Origin of the sequence: Bradyrhizobium cytisi (genome assembly GCF_008123515.1) — a bacterium.
GTDB classification, from domain to species: Bacteria; Pseudomonadota; Alphaproteobacteria; order Rhizobiales; family Xanthobacteraceae; genus Bradyrhizobium; species Bradyrhizobium cytisi.
Genome location: NZ_VSSR01000051.1, coordinates 32,128 through 50,208 on the forward strand (window position 1 = coordinate 32,128; position 18,081 = coordinate 50,208).

13 protein-coding genes and 1 pseudogene are annotated in these 18,081 nt (G+C 63.8%); 5 read left to right on the forward strand and 9 right to left on the reverse strand.

The genetic code is table 11. The features are described from left to right. Nucleotides 1-100: 100 nt before the first annotated feature. The 3 genes from FXB38_RS28705 to FXB38_RS28715 all read right to left on the reverse strand — a co-directional run bounded on the left by FXB38_RS28705 (nt 101) and on the right by FXB38_RS28715 (nt 4,368). Entirely contained in the window at nt 101-1,285 is a 1,185-nt protein-coding gene (locus tag FXB38_RS28705; RefSeq protein ID WP_148754288.1) for a substrate-binding domain-containing protein, read from the reverse strand. A gap of 117 nt (nt 1,286-1,402) precedes the next feature. Next, a complete protein-coding gene (locus FXB38_RS28710) occupies nt 1,403-3,139 on the reverse strand; it encodes a putative bifunctional diguanylate cyclase/phosphodiesterase (protein ID WP_187435205.1) in 1,737 nt (578 codons plus the stop codon). A gap of 263 nt (nt 3,140-3,402) precedes the next feature. Beyond that, nucleotides 3,403-4,368, reverse strand: a complete 966-nt coding sequence (locus tag FXB38_RS28715; RefSeq protein ID WP_148754290.1) for a sensor histidine kinase — start codon at nt 4,366-4,368, stop codon at nt 3,403-3,405. Nucleotides 4,369-4,562: 194 nt separating this feature from the next. Between FXB38_RS28715 and FXB38_RS44670 the strand changes: the two are divergent. Next, a pseudogene (locus FXB38_RS44670) lies at nt 4,563-4,771 on the forward strand (SDR family NAD(P)-dependent oxidoreductase); the annotation flags it as partial. A 237-nt stretch (nt 4,772-5,008) separates the two neighbouring features. Here FXB38_RS44670 and FXB38_RS28725 read toward each other — a convergent pair. Then, nucleotides 5,009-6,385 carry a cytochrome P450 gene (locus FXB38_RS28725; protein ID WP_148754291.1) on the reverse strand — a complete coding sequence of 459 codons (1,377 nt, stop codon included), beginning with the start codon at nt 6,383-6,385 and terminating at the stop codon, nt 5,009-5,011. A gap of 135 nt (nt 6,386-6,520) precedes the next feature. Then, on the reverse strand, nt 6,521-7,756 hold the full coding sequence (locus tag FXB38_RS28730; RefSeq protein ID WP_148754292.1) for an LLM class flavin-dependent oxidoreductase: 1,236 nt from the start codon (nt 7,754-7,756) through the stop codon (nt 6,521-6,523). Between the two features lie 229 nt (nt 7,757-7,985). Here FXB38_RS28730 and FXB38_RS28735 point away from each other — a divergent pair, with 229 nt between their 5' ends. Together FXB38_RS28735 and FXB38_RS28740 are read left to right on the forward strand one after the other, a co-directional pair. Then, nucleotides 7,986-9,395, forward strand: coding sequence for an MFS transporter (locus tag FXB38_RS28735; RefSeq protein ID WP_148754293.1), 1,410 nt, complete (start codon nt 7,986-7,988; stop codon nt 9,393-9,395). 151 nt (nt 9,396-9,546) lie between these two features. Beyond that, complete coding sequence (locus FXB38_RS28740; protein WP_148754294.1) at nt 9,547-10,716, forward strand: extracellular catalytic domain type 1 short-chain-length polyhydroxyalkanoate depolymerase; 1,170 nt, start codon at nt 9,547-9,549, stop codon at nt 10,714-10,716. Nucleotides 10,717-11,018: 302 nt separating this feature from the next. Here FXB38_RS28740 and FXB38_RS28745 read toward each other — a convergent pair whose 3' ends face one another. Continuing rightward, nucleotides 11,019-11,690, reverse strand: coding sequence for an MBL fold metallo-hydrolase (locus FXB38_RS28745; protein WP_148754295.1), 672 nt, complete (start codon nt 11,688-11,690; stop codon nt 11,019-11,021). Between the two features lie 176 nt (nt 11,691-11,866). Here FXB38_RS28745 and FXB38_RS28750 point away from each other — a divergent pair, with 176 nt between their 5' ends. Then, complete coding sequence (locus FXB38_RS28750) at nt 11,867-13,489, forward strand: alpha-amylase family glycosyl hydrolase (protein WP_148754296.1); 1,623 nt, start codon at nt 11,867-11,869, stop codon at nt 13,487-13,489. Here the strand turns inward: FXB38_RS28750 and FXB38_RS28755 are convergent. Continuing rightward, nucleotides 13,458-15,158: an alpha-amylase family protein gene (locus FXB38_RS28755; protein WP_148754297.1), complete on the reverse strand. Its 1,701-nt coding sequence runs from the start codon at nt 15,156-15,158 to the stop codon at nt 13,458-13,460. The genes FXB38_RS28750 and FXB38_RS28755 overlap by 32 nt on opposite strands. 149 nt (nt 15,159-15,307) lie before the next feature. Between FXB38_RS28755 and FXB38_RS28760 the strand changes: the two genes are divergently transcribed. Beyond that, the gene (locus FXB38_RS28760; RefSeq protein WP_148754298.1) at nt 15,308-15,796 is read left to right on the forward strand and encodes an MmcB family DNA repair protein; all 489 of its coding nucleotides are present in this window, start codon (nt 15,308-15,310) and stop codon (nt 15,794-15,796) included. Between the two features lie 246 nt (nt 15,797-16,042). Here FXB38_RS28760 and FXB38_RS28765 read toward each other — a convergent pair whose 3' ends face one another. Beyond that, nucleotides 16,043-16,597 (reverse strand): ActR/PrrA/RegA family redox response regulator transcription factor, encoded by a 555-nt coding sequence (locus tag FXB38_RS28765; RefSeq protein WP_148754299.1) that lies wholly within the window; start codon nt 16,595-16,597, stop codon nt 16,043-16,045. Between the two features lie 117 nt (nt 16,598-16,714). Beyond that, nucleotides 16,715-18,025, reverse strand: a complete 1,311-nt coding sequence (locus FXB38_RS28770; protein WP_148754300.1) for an ActS/PrrB/RegB family redox-sensitive histidine kinase — start codon at nt 18,023-18,025, stop codon at nt 16,715-16,717. Nucleotides 18,026-18,081 lie beyond the last annotated feature (56 nt).

The following is an 18,081-nucleotide window of genomic DNA, read 5'->3' on the forward strand; positions in this document are numbered from 1 at the left end:
GGGAGAGGGTGTCACCGCAGACGAGAACCCCCAAGAGAACCCCCAAGAGGAGAGAGCCCTCTCGCGGCCTCTCCCGCAAGCGGGAGAGGTGAAGAAGCACCTACCGCTTGTTCTTAACGGGAACGTCCATGTCCTCGATCTTCAGCTCGCGCACCGGCTCGAGCACGGCCCAGGCGACGTTCGGATCGACCTTGACCTTGAAGTGATACATGCTCTGTAGCGCCTGATGGTCTTCCTTGCGGAACACCATCTTGCCTTTCGGCGTGTCGAACTCCAGGCCTTCCATCGCGGTGATCAGCTTCTCGGTGTCGGTCGACTTCGCCCTGGTGACGGCTGCGACGACGGACATCGCGGCGGCAAAGCCGCCCGCGGTGAAGAAGTCCGGCGGCGCGTTGAAGCGCTTCTGGTGCTCGGCGACGAGCCAGTCGTTTACCGGGTTCTTCGGGATGTCGTAGTAGTAATAGGTCGCGCCTTCCATGCCCGGCATGCCCTTGTAGGCCGCAAGCGCCGGCAGGATGTTGCCACCGGTCGAGAGCTCGATGCCGTAACGCTTCGGATCCATGTCCTGGAGTTTGGAGGGCGGATTGCCGGCGCCTGCCCAGATGATCCAGATGATCTTGCGGCCCGGCTTGTCCTTCAGCGCGTCGAACAGACGCTGCGCGATGGCGGTGAAGTCGGTCGTGTTGGCCGGTGCATATTCCTCGGTCGCGAGTGTCGCGCCGGTCTTGGCCAGCGCTGCCCTGAAGGCGGCGACGCCGTCGCGGCCGAAGGCGTTGTCCTGCGCCAGCGTGGCAACGGTGACGCCCTGCTTGCCGATCGCGACCGCGTTCGAGATCGCGTCCTGCGACGAATTGCGCCCCGTGCGGAAGATATAGCGATTCCACTTCTCGCCGGTAATCTGGTCCGCGACCGCCGGCTCGACGATCAAAATCTTCTTGTTCTCTTCGGCGACGGGGAGAATGGCGAGCGCGGCCGCCGACGAGGTCGTGCCGATCGCGATGTCTGCCTTGTCGTCCTGGTACGCTTCCGCGAGCGCGGCCTTGGAAAGGTCGGGCTTGCCCTGGTCATCCTTGGTGATGATGACGATCTTGCGGCCGTCGATCATCATGGTGCCCTTGGTGGCGTATTCGAAGCCCATTTGCAGGCCGGTCTCGGTCTGCTTGGCATAGGCTTCCAGTGGGCCGGTCTTGCCGTAGATCAGCGCGACCTTGAGGTCGTCCGCGCGTGCGGAGGTGGCCACGGCCAAGCCCATGATGGCTGCTGTAAGAATGAGCGATCGACGCACGGTGGTCCTCCCTGAATGAACTTCCTTGATCACAGCGATTTGCACACATGTGCAAACATTGCAATTCCACCTTCCGGCGGAGCCTGCGATGGGCTTGTGCGGCACAAGGCGCGAGGCTTACCGCCGGTACCCGCCCGCCCGCGAATAGCCCTGGCGGTTCTGCTGCATCGGGCGGGCGGAGACGCTGGCGCGGGACTCGCTCGAGGCGGGCGTGGCGAGCTTCAGCTCCTCCAGGAAGATCGGGCGGGCGAAATAATAGCCCTGCGCATAGCGGATCTTGGTCGCGGCCTGGAGATAGGCGAGCTCCTCGTAGGATTCGAGGCCTTCGGCGATCACCGTCATGCCGAGCGCTTCGCTTAAGGACTCGATCGCGCGCAGAATGCCCTGGCTGCGCGGGCGCTTATGGATGTCGGTGATGAAGGAGCGGTCGATCTTGATCTCGTCGGCGGTGATGTCGGCCAGCGCCGACAGCGATGAATAGCCGGTGCCGAAATCGTCGATGGAGATGCCGACCCCAAGCTTGCGGAACATCGGCAGGATTTCGGACTGGAAATGACTCTTGGCGACGAAGGCGTCTTCGGTCACCTCGATCATGAAGCGTTGGGGAAAACCGGTGTCGTCCAGCGCCTGCGCGAAGGTGCGCATGAACTCGGGATTACCGGCCTGCTTGGCGGCGACGTTGATGCTGATGGTCGCTTCCGCGCCAAACATGTCGTTGATCAGGTCGATCGACTTGACGATCTCGGCCAGCACGAGATGAGTCAGCTCGTCGATCAGCCCGAGCTCGGTCGCCAGATTAATGAATGAGCCCGGCGCCTGGATCACGCCCTCGTCGTCGCGCAGGCGCACCAGGGCCTCGATACCCATCACCGCTTGCGTGCGGATGTCGACCTTGGACTGGAACGCGCAGCAGAAGCGCTTTTCGAGAATGGCGAGCCGCAGCGACTGCTCGATCTTCATCCGCGCCAGGGCCTCGCGCTCCATGCCGGCATCGAAGAAGGCGGCGGATCCCTTGCCGTTGTTCTTGATGCGGTACATCGCGATGTCCGCGTTCTGGCGCAGGGTTTCGAAGCTGCGGCCATGATCGGGATGGAGGCTGACGCCGACGGAGGTGGAGACGAACACTTCCGAATTGTCGATAAAGAACGGCGCGGTCAGGCGCTCCAATGTCGCGTTCAGGAATTCGGCGACTTCGTCCTGGCTCTGGATCGGCGAGAGCAGCAGCAGGAATTCGTCGCCCGAGATGCGCGACAGCACGTCGGATTCGCGCAAGTCGCGGCCGAGCCGCTTCGACAGCTCGACCAGCAGCGCGTCGCCAACGGCGTGACCGTAATAGTCGTTGATGTGCTTGAAATTGTCGACGTCGAGGAAGGCCAGGGCGAAGCGCTCACCGGCGCGATCCTGCGCGAGCAGGCTGTTGGCACGATGCTCGATCACGCGGCGCGAGGGCAGGCCGGTCAGCTCGTCGAAATAGGCCGAGCGAAACAGCTGGTCCTCGAAATTCTTCTGCTCGGTGATGTCGGCGGAGGACGAGATCAAGAGCTCGCGGCCGGCGAGCTGGACCGGCCGATGGGTGGTCAGCAGCACCTGGCGCGCGGCGCCGTCCTGGAGCGCTTCTTCGGAGGTGACCGGCTGCCCGGCCCTCAGTGCGCGCTCGCAGGCCGCGCGGCGCTGTGCGAGATCAGGCGACGGACGACTGCCGTCCATGCCGAGCTGGGCGGCCGCGACATCGTTAACCAGGAGAAGCTTGCCTTGCGCGTCCTGCACGGTCAGGCCGGCAGGCAGCATTCTAACGATTTCCTTGAGAAATCCGAGTTCGGCTTCACTCGCGCCGTTATATGCATTGTCGTTCATAGAAGTCATGAATCTTGTTGTTTCAGCGCGCGTTTGCAATGGACGCGATCATGCGCAGTTCCCTCTTAGGTTTGGTTAAGGGGTCCGCAGAAATACTGGGGTGTTTTGGGAGAAACCTGTGGCGTTGCGAGGTGCGCCGCCGATCGTCATTAACAGAAGGTCAATGGCGCTTGCGAAAGCGCGAGGGTCTCGCGCTGTTCTCTTTCGTTTGGACAGATGCAAGCCGTCGTCGACACCTCTGCCGTAGGGAGAGGTGATCCTCATCACTCGTTCTTGGGAATGCGACATTGCATGATGCAATGCAGCCCGGTCTTCAAGTACGAGACCTCGGTCTTGCCGTCGAAGGCGGAGAGCGCTGACTTCAAGAGGTTGGTGCCGAAGCCGGGCTCCGAGATTTTGTCGATGCTTGGACCCCCGGTTTCGTCCCACGTGACGGTCAGGCGATCGTCACTGACGGTCCATGACACCTGCAGCAATCCGCGTGGTGAGGAGAACGCGCCGTATTTTCCGGCGTTGGTGGCGAGTTCGTGAAACATCAGTGACAGCGTCACCGCAAGCTTCGGCGCCAGGAACAGCCGGTCGCCGTTGAGCGTGAAGCGGACGTGGCCGTAAGGGCCGAGCTCGGAAATCAGGAGGTCGCGGATGTCGCAGCCGGCCTTGTCGATCCGCGAGATCAGGTCGTCGGTCGCGGCTAGCGACCGCAGCCGCGGGTCGATCCGGGCCCAGACCTGCGGCTGGTCGTGCAGCACCTGGTGCAGCACGGCGTGCACCGTCGACAGCTTGTTCTTCAGCCGGTGCTGGAGCTCGTCGACCAGGATCTTGCGATAGTCCTCCTCCTCGATCAGGCGCCTGGAGATCCGGCGCTGCTCCGCCAGCATCGTGCGATAGTGCTCGACGCCCCAGATGGTCAGCGCGGAGACGCCCCAATAGAGTGTCAGCAGGGCGAACCGCGCGCGATCGGCAAACGCATCGCCGAAATTCACGACGACGCCGAGCACGCCGCCGACCAGCGCCGTCACCACGCCGATCCGAATGCCTCCGAAGGCGGCGGCAAAGAACACGGCCGGAAAGTACGGGGTGAAGTAGACGTCGGGTCGGACATGCGCGAGGCCCCAGCGTGCCAAGGTCGCAACCAGCAGGCAGGCCACCGCGAACGCAATGCTCAGGCCGAGCGACGGCGGTGCCACGCCTTGCCAGCCCTTGCGGAATTCGGCGATCAGCTTCCCCATGCGCAGCCCGGTTGCGATAGAAGTCCGAAAATCGAGAGACGGGGCATGATGTTACGCATCTCGCATGCGCAAGCAAAGCTTGGCTTGTCGGGAGCCGGCAGGAATAGTGATTGTTGCGGCGCCGATTGTCGTCGTGACGTCATCGATCGGTGTCCGCCATTTGGCTTCAAATCATTCGAAAACAGGGACATTCCATGGGCAGGCTCGACGGCAAGGTTGCGGTGATCACGGGTGCGACGAGCGGGATCGGATTGCGTACCGCGGAAGTCTTCGTTGCCGAAGGTGCCAAAATTGTGATCGCGGGCCGCCGTATACCGGAAGGCGAGGCGCTGGCGAAGCAGCTCGGCGCTTCCTGCGTTTGTGCCAGACGGATGTGACCGTCGAAGTGCAGATGCAGGCGCTTCGCAGGGTGGGCAAAGGCGCTCTCTTCGCGCGCCGTGCCCACCATCGATGTTCAAATGTGGGGAGGTATGGCGGGCACGCTTACGCTTTGCCCACCCTACGAGGCCGGGTTTCCGTCATTGCGAGGAGCTCGCGACAAAATTGCGTAGCAATTTTGCGCTGATGCGACGAAGCAATCCAGAATCCCTTTGCGGAAAGATTCTGGATCGCTTCGCTTCGCTCGCAACGACGGCCGTGGCTAAACCGCCTTCACCCGTACCCTTAACCCATCCTTTGGCTTCGGGATCGGCCACATCTGCCAGTCCGGCTTGTAGCCGGGCTCCAGCGACACCTCGATGTTCTGCAGGAAGTGCCGGGCAAAGCATTTCGCCTGCATGTAGGCGAAGTGCAGGCCCAGGCACATATGTGCGCCGCCGCCGAACGGCACCCAGGCGAAGCGGTGACGGTTGCGCTGGGCTTCCTCGGTGAAGCGGAGGGGATCGAACCGATCCGGCTCCGGCCAGATGTCCTTCATATGGTGCGTAAAGAGCGGATTGACGCCGACCGCGGTGCCGGCGGGGATGGTGTAGCCCTTGAAGGTGAAATCGCGCATCGCGCGGCGCGGCATCGAGGGCACCGGCGGCTTGATCCGCAGCGCTTCCTTGAAGGCCATCTCCGTCAACGGCATCTTTTCGAGATCATCGAAGCTGCTCGGCGCCCCCGGAGAGAGCCCGAGCGCGAGAACTTCCGCGCGCAGCCTGCTCTGCCAGTCCGGATTGGCAGCGAGCTCGCCGATAAAGGACGTCAGCGAGGATGTCAGCGTGTCGTGCGCCGCCATCATCAGGAAGCTCATGTGGTCGATGACGTCCTGGTCGGACAAGAGCGCGCCGTCCTCATGGGTGGCGCGGCAGAGCTGCGAGAACAGATCGTCGCCGCCGTGATTGCCGCGGCGCAGCGGGATCTGCTCGCGGAAATAGGCGATGATACGTTTGCGCCCCCTCACGCCGGCCGCCATCTGCGTGCCGGGCAGGGGACGGCGGATCGGGGCGACCGCAGCGGCGACCATATCGACGAAGGCGCGGTTGATCTCGTCGACCTCGGGCCCGATGCCGGCGCCGAGAAAGGACGTCGCGGCCAGATCCAGCGTGAGCTGCTTCATCGCCGGATAAAGCTGGATCTCGCCCGGATTTGCCTTCCACTGCGCCACCCGTGCCGAAATGCCGCGGTCGAGATCGCTGAGATAGGACTTCATCGGCCCGGACTTGAAGGCGACCGAGAGCGCTTTGCGATGCAGCCGGTGCTCGTCGAAATCCAGCAGCATCAATCCGCGCGGAAACAACAGGCCGAGCACCTTGCTCCAGCCATGGGTCGACGAAAACAGCTTTTGCTGGTCGAACAGCACCAGCTCGTTCGCTTCCGGGCCGAGCAGCACGATGTTGGTTTCGCCGAAAATGTGGGTGCGATAGACGAGCCCGTATTTGGCGCCGTTCCGCTCGATATGTCCCTTGGGGTCGGCGAGCACCTTGAAGGTCATGCCGACGATCGGCCAGCCTTCGTCGCCGGGGATATGCGTCAGCTCGTTGCGCCTGGGTGCGGTGTACCCAAGTGCAGGCGAGGCCACATTCTGCATCGACATGACGAATGCTCCGGTTGACCGACAGGAATCGCGCGACCGCGGCAATCATACGGCCCGCGCCGAGCTGACCAGGTCAGCATAGCACAGGCCGGGATGTCCTGCTTGTGAACGTCGTTGCGCGCGTAACGCCGAAAGCTACCGCTTGGCCGCTTCCTTCTGCAGATCCGGCGCGTTGACGGCGGGAATGGCAACGCGACCGGGACCGGTCACCTTCAGCGCCTCGGCGGCTTTCTCGTTCTGCATGATCTTGGCCATCACGGCCTGACCGGCGCGCTCGAAGATCGCGCGGTTCTCGATCACGAATTTTTGCGACCTGCGCAGGCCGTCGATGTAGCCGTTGATCTCCGGCACGACATAGCGCGCCACCATATCCCAGCTCCGGCGCGTGGCGTCCGGATTGGCCCAGTCGTGCACGAAGCCGATGATGGCGCCGACGCCGCCGGACACTTCCATCACGTTCTTGATGGTTTTGACGAGATCGTCGGGGGTGCCGATGGTGGACGCCGCGCCTTCGACGAAGGCGGTCTTGTCCACGGCCTCGTCGGGCGAGGCGAACGCGGTGAGGCCCGGCCGCTGCAGCGTGCCGACATTGTACTCGTTGTGCCAGCGCATCAGGCCGGCTCCCGCTTCCTTGCGCGCCTGCTCACGGGTTTCGGCGATGTGGAAGGTGAGGAGCACGCGCCAGTCGGCGCGGTTGACCGTGGTGCCGTGCTTCCTGGCGGCGTCCTCGGCGAACTGCCACTGCTGCTGCAGCGACATCAGGCCCTGCGTCGTCATCGAGCCCAGCGAGATGATGCCGATGCCGTATTTGCCGGCGAGCGTCATGCCCGACGGCGAGATCTGAGAGGCCACCACGAACGGCATCTCCTCCTGCAGCGGCAGGATCTGCAGCGCGGCGTCGTTCATGGTGAACCAGTCGCTCTTCGCGGTGACGCGCTCGCCGTTGAACAGCCGGCGGATCACGGCGATCGCCTCGTCCTGGCGGTCGCGCTGCGTCATCGGGTCGATGCCGAGCGTGTGCGCGTCCGACGCCAGCGCGCCGGGGCCGGAGCCGAAGATGGCGCGGCCGCCGGTCATGTGGTCGAGCTGCACCATGCGCTGGGCCACGTTGAAGGGATGGTGATAGGGCAGCGACACCACGCCGGTGCCGAGCTTGATCCGCTTGGTGCGTTCGCCGGCCGCGGCCAGAAACATCTCGGGCGAGGCGATCATCTCCCAGCCGGAGGAGTGATGCTCGCCGCACCAGAACTCGTCATAGCCGAGCGCGTCGAGCTGCTCGACCAGGTCGAGATCGCGCCGGAACTGAAGCATCGGATGCTCGCCGATCGGGTGATGCGGGGCAAGAAAGGCTCCGAATTTCAGGCGCGCCATGGCGTTCTCTCCGGCTGTCATTTTCTGTTTGTTAGGTAGGCGTGAGGCTACGTGGGCGATGCCGCGAACGCAATCGCGCCATGTCCCGTGCAGCGGAATGCAGGCATGCGTTGAGTCGCTACCGCGGCTGTGTTCGAGCACCTCGAAGTCCTACCTCTGAGGTAATCGCGGGGATGATGCCGATCTGCGAGCATCGGGCGCAGATAAATCCCCGAAAGCTCGCGCGAAAATGCATCAAGCCGTCACGAAGCCTGTCGATTCGACCCGCCGCTGGTGGGTGCTGGCGATCGTCGTCGCCGCGCAGTTCATGTTCGGCGTCGACGCCTTCATCGTGAACGTCGCGATTCCCACCATTGCGGTCGACCTGCATGCGACGCCGGCACAGATCGAATCCGTCATCGCGATCTATCTGATCGCCTATGCCACCCTGGTCGTCACCGGCGGCCGCCTCGGCGACATCCATGGCACGAAGAACGTCTTCCTGGCCGGCGTGCTCGGATTCACCGTGACCTCGCTGTGGTGCGGGCTGGCGCTTTCCGGCACGGAACTGATCGTCGCCCGGCTGGCGCAGGGCGCGACCGCCGCGCTGATGGTGCCGCAGGTGTTGGCGACGCTGCATCTGCTGTTCACGGACGAGTCACGCAGCCGCGCCTTCGGCATCTACGGCATCGTGCTCGGGCTTGCCGGCGCCGCGGGCTTTTTGCTCGGTGGCCTGCTGGTGACGATCGATCCTGCGCATACCGGCTGGCGCTCGGTGTTCTTCGTCAACGTGCCCTGCGGCCTCGTCATCGCCGCGGCCGCATGGCGCATCATGCCGTCGGCGCCGCGTCGGGCCGGCACCAGCCTCGACATCAAGGGCAGCGTGGTGCTGTTTGCAGGGCTGCTGTGCCTGATCGGCCCGCTGCTGTTTGGTCACGATGTCGGCTGGGCGCCGTGGCTGTGGGCGGTGATGCTGGGCGGCGGTGCGATCCTCGCAGGATTCCTCAAGCTCGAGCACGTTGTTGCGCGCGCGGGCATGCCGCTGATTGATCTGACGCTGCTGGCGGACGCCGCTTTCCTGCGCGGGCTCGGTGCGGCCCTCTTTTTCTTCGTCGCCAATCTCTCGTTCTATCTGGTGATGACGCTGTTCATGCAGCGCGGCCTGAAGATTCCGCCGCTCGCCGCCGGCCTTGCCTTCGTTCCGCTCGCGCTCGCTTTCGTGGTGGCCTCGCGCCACAGCGGCGCGCGCGCAAGGCATCGCGGCACCAAAGTGCTGATCGAAGGCTGCGCACTGCAGATCGCGGGTCTCGCCGCGCTCGCGGCTCTCGCTGGCTTGATCGACGCGCCGGCACCGATCGCGCTCGCGCTCATCATGATCGTCTTCGGCTACGGCCAGGGGCTGGTGATGGCGCCGCTCTCGGGCGCGGTGCTCTCGACAGTCAAACCCGTCGCGGCCGGCGCGGCGTCGGGCATGTACGGCACCATTGCGCAGATCGGAAATGCGGCCGGAGTGGCCGCAATCGGCGCAGTGTTCTTCGCGGTCGAGGCGTTGCAATCACCGCGCGCAGGTTTTCTCGCCTCACTCGCGCTGTTCGCGGCGTTAATCATGATCTGCGCCGCATTCCTGACGTGGATGCGCCGCGCATCTGCACGAAGTTGAGGCACTGCGGTTAATACGTGCGGATTCCTGCGGATTTTTGCGGGATTCCGCGTGGTTTCCCTGATGTCGACAGCACACGGTCTTTTCATTTTGCACTGCAGCAACTATCTGGTCTGGGTAAACGTTGAAAGACGCCCACCAGGAATTTGCCGTGTCGTTAGCCCGTAATGTCGACCTCTTGAGACATCTGCCAAGGATGGATGGTCTGCGCTTGCCCGACTTTGGCGCGAGCGCCGATGCCTCCAGTCCGTTGGAGGAAGTCACCGGCTTCGGCGACAATCCCGGCAGTCTTCGCATGTTCGCGTTCGTGCCGGCGCAATTGCAGAAGCCGCGCGCGCTCGTCGTCGTCCTGCACGGCTGCGGCCAGACGGCAGCGAGCTACGACCTCGGCGCCGGCTGGTCGACGCTCGCACGTCACTATGGCTTTGCGCTGATGATGCCCGAGCAACAGCGCAGCAACAACGGCAACACCTGCTTCAACTGGTTCAATCCCGAAGATACCGCGCGGGACAGCGGCGAGGCGCGATCGATCCGCGAGATGATCGCGCATATGGTTCAGGCCCACCGCATCGATCCCAGGCGCGTCTTCATCACCGGCCTGTCCGCCGGCGGCGGCATGGCCTCGGTGATGCTCGCGACTTATCCGGAGGTGTTCTCTGCCGGCGCGATCATCGCAGGCCTTCCCTACGGCATCGCGTCGAATCTGCGCGAGGCGCTGGACGGCATGTTTCATTCCCCGGCGCGGCCCGAGCGTGAGCTCGGCGATTTCGTGCGGCGGGCTTCCAATCATCGCGGGCCCTGGCCGAAGATTTCGGTGTGGCACGGCAGCGCCGACCGCACCGTCAATCCCGGCAATGCCAACGAGATCGTCAAGCAGTGGCTCGATTTGCACGATCTGCCGATGACGCCGATGGCCGAGACCAATGTCGACGGCTACCCGCGCCAGGCCTGGTGGAATAAGGACGGCGAGACGCTGGTCGAATCCTATGCCATCACCGGCATGGCCCACGGCACCCCGCTGGGGCTCGCCGATAACGACCAGCGCTACGGCGTCGAAGGCGCGTTCCTGATCGAGGCCGGCATTTCATCGTCCTATCACATCGCGAAGTTCTTTGGTCTGACCGGATGGATTCCGGATGCGGCCAGGAAGACGGCGGAGGCAAAGCCAGCGCCCGCGCGCTCGCCCGCCCCGCATCTCGCCCGCTCGATCCGCGCCGCGGTCGCCGACGAACAGGCCGAGCCGAAGCGCGAGGAATCCCGCGGCTTCGATCTCGGCCAGATCATCACGCGCGCGCTGACCGCTGCCGGCCTGATGAAGTAGTCCCGACCCCAACTGTCGTCCCGGACAAGCGCGCCTGAAGCGCGCGCCGATCCGGGACCCATAACCACAGGACAAAGTTGGGCGCGAAGTGGCAACTCCGAGTCCCCGTAACCACGGCTTCCTGTGGTTATGGGTCCCGGATCTGCGCTTACGCTTGTCCGGGACGACAGCTGGGTTTGTGGCGACGCTCTCGCGTCGATCTCGACCAAATCTACCCCGTGTGATCGATCATCTCGATCGGCGTTGCCGTCACGTCAGGTGTGAAGCGGTTTTCCGATCAGATCATGCGCAAGCAATAAAACCTACATCTCGCCGGTGATGAACGGATTGGTCATTCGCTCCTGGCCGATGCTCGAGCCGGCGCCGTGACCGCAGATGAAGCCGACGTCGTCGCCGAGCGGCAGCAGTTTTGTCATGATCGAGTTGATCAGCGTGGCGTGACTGCCGCCGGGCAGGTCGGTGCGCCCGACCGAGCCGGCGAACAGGACGTCGCCGACATGGGCAAAGCGCAGATTCCCGTTGAAGAACACCACGCTGCCGGGTGAATGGCCCGGGCAATGCAAAATGTCGAACGTCAATCCGCCGATCGATACGTTGTCGCCCTCGTCGAGCCAGCGGTCCGGCTCGAAATTGCGCACCCCCGTCATGCCGAAGCGCGCTCCGCTCTCGACCACGTTGTCGAGCAGAAATTTGTCCGCGGCATGCGGGCCCTCGATCGGCACCCTCAGCGCATCGCGCAGCTCGGCCGCGCCGCCGACATGGTCGATATGGCCATGGGTCAGCCAGATTTTCTCGACGGTGACGCCGATCTGCTTGATCGCCTCAAGGATCTTCGGCACGTCGCCGCCGGGGTCGATCACCACGGCCTTCTTGCCGGGCTCGTCCCAGATGATGGTGCAGTTCTGCTCGAACAGTGTCACCGGGACGATGATCGCGCCGGCCTTGGATTGTTGGGTGTCATTTTGCTCGGTCATGGGGCTCACAATGCCGATTTTTGCTGCGCCGCCAAGCAAAAATAGTCGCGAGCGGCGCCGGGGAACAGGTACGCCCGCCGTCACACGGCCGTCCTAATTTGCGTGGCTGTTTGAACCGGGGCGTTGCTTCCGCGTTCTCTCGCGCGAGGCACAGATTTCCGGGTGGGTTTTCCGACATGGCGCAGGGCGGCGAGAACTGGTGGCGCGACGGCATCTTCTATCAGATCTATCCGCGCTCGTTTCAGGACGGTGACGGCGACGGCGTCGGGGATCTCGCCGGCATTTTGCGGCGGCTGCCTTATGTGAAATCGCTCGGCGTCGACGCGATCTGGCTGTCGCCAATCTTCCCCTCGCCAATGGCCGATTTCGGCTATGACATCTCCGACTATACCGGCATCGATCCGCTGTTCGGCACGATGGCGGATTTCGATGCGCTGCTCGCGGCCGCGCATGACAATGGCCTGAAGCTGATCCTCGATCTCGTGCCGAACCACACCTCCGACCAGCATCCCTGGTTCATGGAAAGCCGCTCCTCGCGCGACAACCCGAAGCGAGACTGGTACATCTGGCGTGATCCGGCCCCCGATGGCAGCGTGCCGAACAACTGGCTGTCCGAGTTCGGCGGCAGCGCATGGCAAATCGATGCCGCGACCGGTCAATATTACTACCACGCCTTCCTCGCCCAGCAGCCGGACCTGAACTGGCGCAACCCGGAGGTCCGCGCCGCGATCTACGACGTGATGCGGTTCTGGCTGGAGAAGGGCGTCGACGGCTTTCGCGTCGACGTGATCTGGCACCTGATCAAGGATTCCGAGTTTCGCGACAATCCGCCGAACCCGCATTATGTCGAGGGCCGGCCGCCGAACGAGAGTATCCTCACCCAATATTCCACCGACCAGCCGGAGGTGTTCGACGTCATCGCCGAGATGCGGCGCGTCATCGATGCCTATCCGGCCCGCGTGCTGATCGGCGAGGTCTATCTGCCGCTGCATCGCCTCATGGCCTATTACGGCAACGACCTCACCGGCGCGCAGATGCCGTTCAATTTCGCGCTGCTCTCGACCTTCTGGAGCGCGCGCTCGATCGAGAAGATCATCGACGACTACGAGAAGGCGCTGCCGACAGGCGCGTGGCCGAACTGGGTGCTCGGCAATCACGATCGCCCGCGCGTCGCCAGCCGGGTCGGGCCGGAGCAGGCCCGCGTCGCGGCCATGCTGCTCCTGACCTTGCGCGGCACGCCGACGCTCTATTACGGTGACGAGATCGGCATGCATCAGCTCGCGATCGCGCCTGCGGATGTCCGCGATCCCTTCGAGAAGAACGTCCCCGGCATCGGGGTGGGCCGCGACGGCTGCCGCACGCCGATGCAGTGGGACTCTTCAGGCTTCGGGGGCTTCTCGGACGTCAAGCCGTGGCTGCCGCTGCCGGAGGATCATATCCGCGAGAACGCCGTCAATCTCGACGCCGACACGCGCTCGATCCTCAGCCTGTACAAGCGCCTGATCGCGTTGCGGAAGGCATGTCCGCCGCTGGTGTCAGGCGATTATCATCCGATCGCCGCGCAAGGCGATCTCCTGATCTATCGCCGTGGGGCCGAGGGCAGGGCGGTCATCGTCGTGCTGAATCTCGGGCCTGAACCGATCGCGGTCACCACCAGCGCGATCCGATTCGGCAGCGAGATATTGCTCTCGACATTTCTGGATCGCGAGGGGGAGCAGCTGGAAGGCGTGCTGGATCTGCGAGGGAATGAGGGCGTGGTGGTGGCGGCTAACGTCCACGCTTCTTCCCCCGTGTCGTAGTCCCGTCGATATCACTCCGCTTCAGCAGATAATCCAGCCCGCCGACCCGGTACCAGCGATAGCCATAGGGCTCGAGCACGACGCGATGCTGGCCGCGCTTGTCGGCGTGGCTGTGGTCCTCCGCGAGCAGATTGATCAGGTGCTCGCCGGCATCATCAGGCAGCCCTGCCGAAAACGCCGTCTCACGCGGCTTCTCGTCGAGGTTATGCACGAACAGCACCGAATTGTTGCGCCAGTCATAGCGCATGATGAAGACGGCGGGATCGCGCGTCGCGATGATCGCAAAGTCGCCCCAACCGATCTCCGGCACCTCCTTGCGCATGCGGACGATGCGCTCGGTCCAGTTCAGCATCGAATTCGGATCGCGCCGCTGTTTGGCGACGTTGACGTGCTCGTAGCCGTAAGGACCCTTGTCGATGACGGGATTCGCCGGCTTGTCGCTCTTGGTGAAGCCGCCCTGCGGCTCGGTCGACCATTGCATCGGCGTCCGCGCGCATTTGCGCTCGGGCAGCGCCAGATTGTCGCCCATCGCGATCTCGTCGCCATAGCGGATCACGGGAGTTCCCGGCAGCGTACACATCAGGCTGTAGGCAAGCTCCAGCCGCCTGCGGTCGCCGCCCAGCATCGGCGCAAGCCGTCGCCGAATGCCGCGATCGTAAAGCTGCATGTCCTTGTCGGGGCCGAACGATTTGAACACGGTGTCGCGCTGCGCCTTGGTCAGCCGTCCCAGGTCCAGCTCGTCGTGATTGCGCAGGAACAGGCCCCATTGCGCCGAAGCCGGCCGCGACTTCGTCGCTTTCAGCGCCTCGGCCAGCGGTCGCGAGTCGCCGGAAGCTAGCGCATAGAACAGATGCTGGTTGACGTGAAAATTGAACATCATGTGCATGCGGTCGGCATCCTTGCCGAAATACTCCATGTCCGTTTCCGGCAGCACATTGGCTTCGGCCAGGATGATGGCGTCGCCTTCCCGCCATTGCAGGAATTCGCGGTAAGCGCGCAGCATGTCGTATTGCTCGACCGGCTTGGTCACCTTCGCGCCCTTGGTGGCGATCACGAAAGGCACGGCGTCCATGCGAAAGCCGGAGACGCCGAGCTGGATCCAGAAGCCCATGATCTTCAGGATCTCCGCCTGCACGTGCGGGTTCGAGGTGTTGAGATCGGGCTGGAAATCGTAGAAGCGGTGGAAGAACCAGGCGCCGGCGTCCTTGTCGCGCGTCCAGGTCGATTTCTGAACGCCGGGAAACACCATGCCCTTGTTGGCATTGGCCGGCCTCTTGTCGGACCAGACATACCAGTCGCGATAGGGCGAACTCTTGTCGCGCCGCGCCTCCTTGAACCAGTGATGCTGGTCGGAGGTGTGGTTGACGACGAGATCGATGATGATTCGGATGCCGCGCTGCTTGCAGCCATGGGCAAACTCGACGAAATCGCCGAGCGTGCCGTAGCGGGAATCGACGCTGTAATAGTCGGCGATGTCGTAACCGTCATCGCGGCCCGGCGAAGTCTGGAACGGCATCAGCCAGATCGTGGTGATGCCGAGCCCGTGCAGATAATCGAGCCGCCGTAACAGCCCCTTGAAATCGCCGACGCCGTCGCCGTCGGCATCCATATAGGTGCCGACGGACAGGCAATAGATGATGGCGTTCTTGTACCAGAGATCGTCGATCATATCGGGCCAGCCTCTTCGGTCCGCCCGCGACCGTCGGCGGCTGCGTGATAAGTGCGAGGGGGAGGGGAGGTTCCGCGCCTCGGTGTCGTGCCGGCGAAGGCCGGCCTTCGCCGGGACGACACCGAGAATGGAATCGGCTACACTCCCCCATGGACAACGCCCGCAACATCGCCCTCGTGCCGCCGCCGGACCGCCGTCAATCCGAGACGGCGCTCGCGATCGCGCGCGGCACGGCGCGGCTGTTACGCTCGCTTGGGTTCACTTGCATCAGCGAGTTACCGCTGCCGTCGGGCCGGCGCGCTGATCTCGTGGCGCTGAACGAGCGCGGCGAGATCTGGATCGTCGAGATCAAATCGTCGGTGGAAGATCTGCGTGCCGATCAGAAATGGCACGAATACCGCGCCCATTGCGACCGGCTGTTCTTCGCCTTCACGCAGGACCTGCCGTGCGAGATTTTCCCCGAAGGCACCGGCCTGATCATCGCCGACGCCTATGGCGCGCACATGCATTGCGAAGCGCCCGAGCACAAGATCGCAGCCGCCACGCGCAAGCAGATGACGGTGCGGTTTGGCATGGCGGCCGGCTTGCGGATCAACCGCCTGGTCGATCCGCAGGGGCATGCGGATTTCTGGGAGTAGAATGGTCTCGTGTCCCGGACAAGCTGCAACGCCGCTTGGCGTTGCGGCGCAGATCCGGGACCCATATGTGGTTCAAGCTGAGGTATGGGCCCCGGCTCTGCAGCGCACCACTTCGTGCTGCGCAGCGTCCGGGGCACGACTGCCGTAGGGTGGGCAAAGCGAAGCGTGCCCACCATTCAAGCCAATCAAGATTGAAGTAGAGATGGTGGGCACGGCGCTTTGCGCCTTTGCCCACCCTACGAGACGTCAGCGCGGGGCGCGCTTGGCCAGAATCCGCTGCAGCGTCCGCCGGTGCATGTTGAGCCTCCGCGCCGTCTCCGAGACGTTGCGGTTGCACATTTCGTAGATGCGCTGGATGTGCTCCCAGCGCACGCGGTCGGCCGACATCGGGTTCGCCGGCAACTCGGATTTGTCCGCGCTGGTCGAGAGCAATGCAGCGGCGACGTCGTCGGCATCCGCGGGCTTCGAGAGATAATCGATCGCGCCCATCTTCACCGCGGTGACGGCGGTGGCGATGTTGCCATAGCCGGTCAGCACGATGGCGCGGGCTTCGGGGCGCTTCTTCTTCAGCGCGGAGACAACGTCGAGACCGTTGCCGTCACCGAGGCGAAGATCGACGACGGCGAAGGCCGGTGCGGACTTGCCGATCTGCGCGAGACCATCGGAGACCGTGTCGCATGACGTCACCGCAAAGCCGCGTGTCTCCATGGCGCGCGACAGGCGCTCCAGGAACGGCTTGTCGTCCTCCACGATGAGAAGCGAGCGGTCGGCCTGTTCGTTCAGTTCGGCGATGGCGTTCAAGGTTATGTCCTCTCTCCTGCGCACCTACATATGGCCTCGCAATCGGGCGGTGCCAAGGCCCACAATACGAGGCCGCCAATAGTCGATCGGCCCTTACGTGCGACGCAAGGTCGCGCCCTATCCTATTGTTTCCTCGAAGCTCTCGATAGTCTCAAAACGTTCCCGCGGCCACGCGATCTGCACCACTGCACCGTGGTCCGGGAAGATCCGATTGGTAAACGAGACCTTGGCACCGGTGCGCTCAAGCAGCGTGCGGGCGATGAACACGCCGAGCCCCAGCCCGCCGCCGGCATCCTGGGTGCGCCGCCGCGACAAATAAGGCTCGCCGATCCGGTTCATGAGATCGGGCGGAATGCCGGGGCCGTCGTCGGAGATCACGATCTCGATGGTCTCATTGTTCCACCACGCGTTCACCTCCACGGTGGAGTTGGCGAAATCGACCGCGTTCTCGATGATGTTGCCGACGCCATAGAGCACCGCCGGATTGCGCGATCCGACCGGCTCGGCTGCAGCCGCCACTGCGATCCGCACCTTGATGTCGATGCCGAAATCGCGGTGCGGTGCCACCACCTCTTCGATCAGTTCCGACAGCTTCATGCGGTCGAACGGTGCGCCGGTGGAGGAGAGCTGGGTGATTTTGCTCAGAATGTCGCGGCAGCGTTGCGTCTGCTCGCGCAGTGTTTTCAGATCGGCGGCAAAGACCGGGTCCGTCACGGTCTTTTCCAGTTCGCGCGAGATCAGGAAGATGGTCGCAAGCGGCGTGCCGAGCTCGTGCGCGGCGGCCGCGGCCAATCCGTCGAGCTGGGTCAGATGCTGCTCGTGCGTCAGCACCAGCTCGGTCGCGGCGAGGGCGTCGGCGAGCTTGCGCGCCTCCTCGGTGACCTGAAACGAGTAGAGGCTGGTGACGCCGATCGCGAGCACGATCGAAAGCCAGACGCCGAACAGATAGATCGGCGGCAGCACCACGGGATCCTCGGAGTCCCATGGCAGCGGGAAATGAAAGAAGAACAGGATCGAGGCACACGCCACGGCCAGCAGGCCGAGAGCGAAAGTGAGCCGTGCTGGCAGCGCTGTGGCAGAAATCAGGACCGGTGCGAGAAACAGGAACGAGAACGGGTTCTGCAATCCGCCGGTGAAGAACAGCAATCCTGCCAGTTCCACGATGTTCAATGCCAATAGCCCGGCCGCGTGAAGCGGCTTCAGCCGCTGCATCGGGTTGGCCACGGTTTGCAGAGCCAGATTGAGCGCAGCCGACAGGGCGATGATGCTGACGCAGGGCACAATGGCGACATCGAACTCCAGCCCCTGCGCCACGACGAAGATTGCAGCGAGCTGGCCCAGCACGGCGAGCCAGCGCAGCCGCAGGATGGTGTCCAGGCGGATGTGTCGTTGCGAAGGGCGGAAGTCGGAAGCGGCGGTCTCGGTCATGACAGGCCAATCTAGCGGTGCGCGTGTCCGATCACAAACACGCTGGCCCACTGATT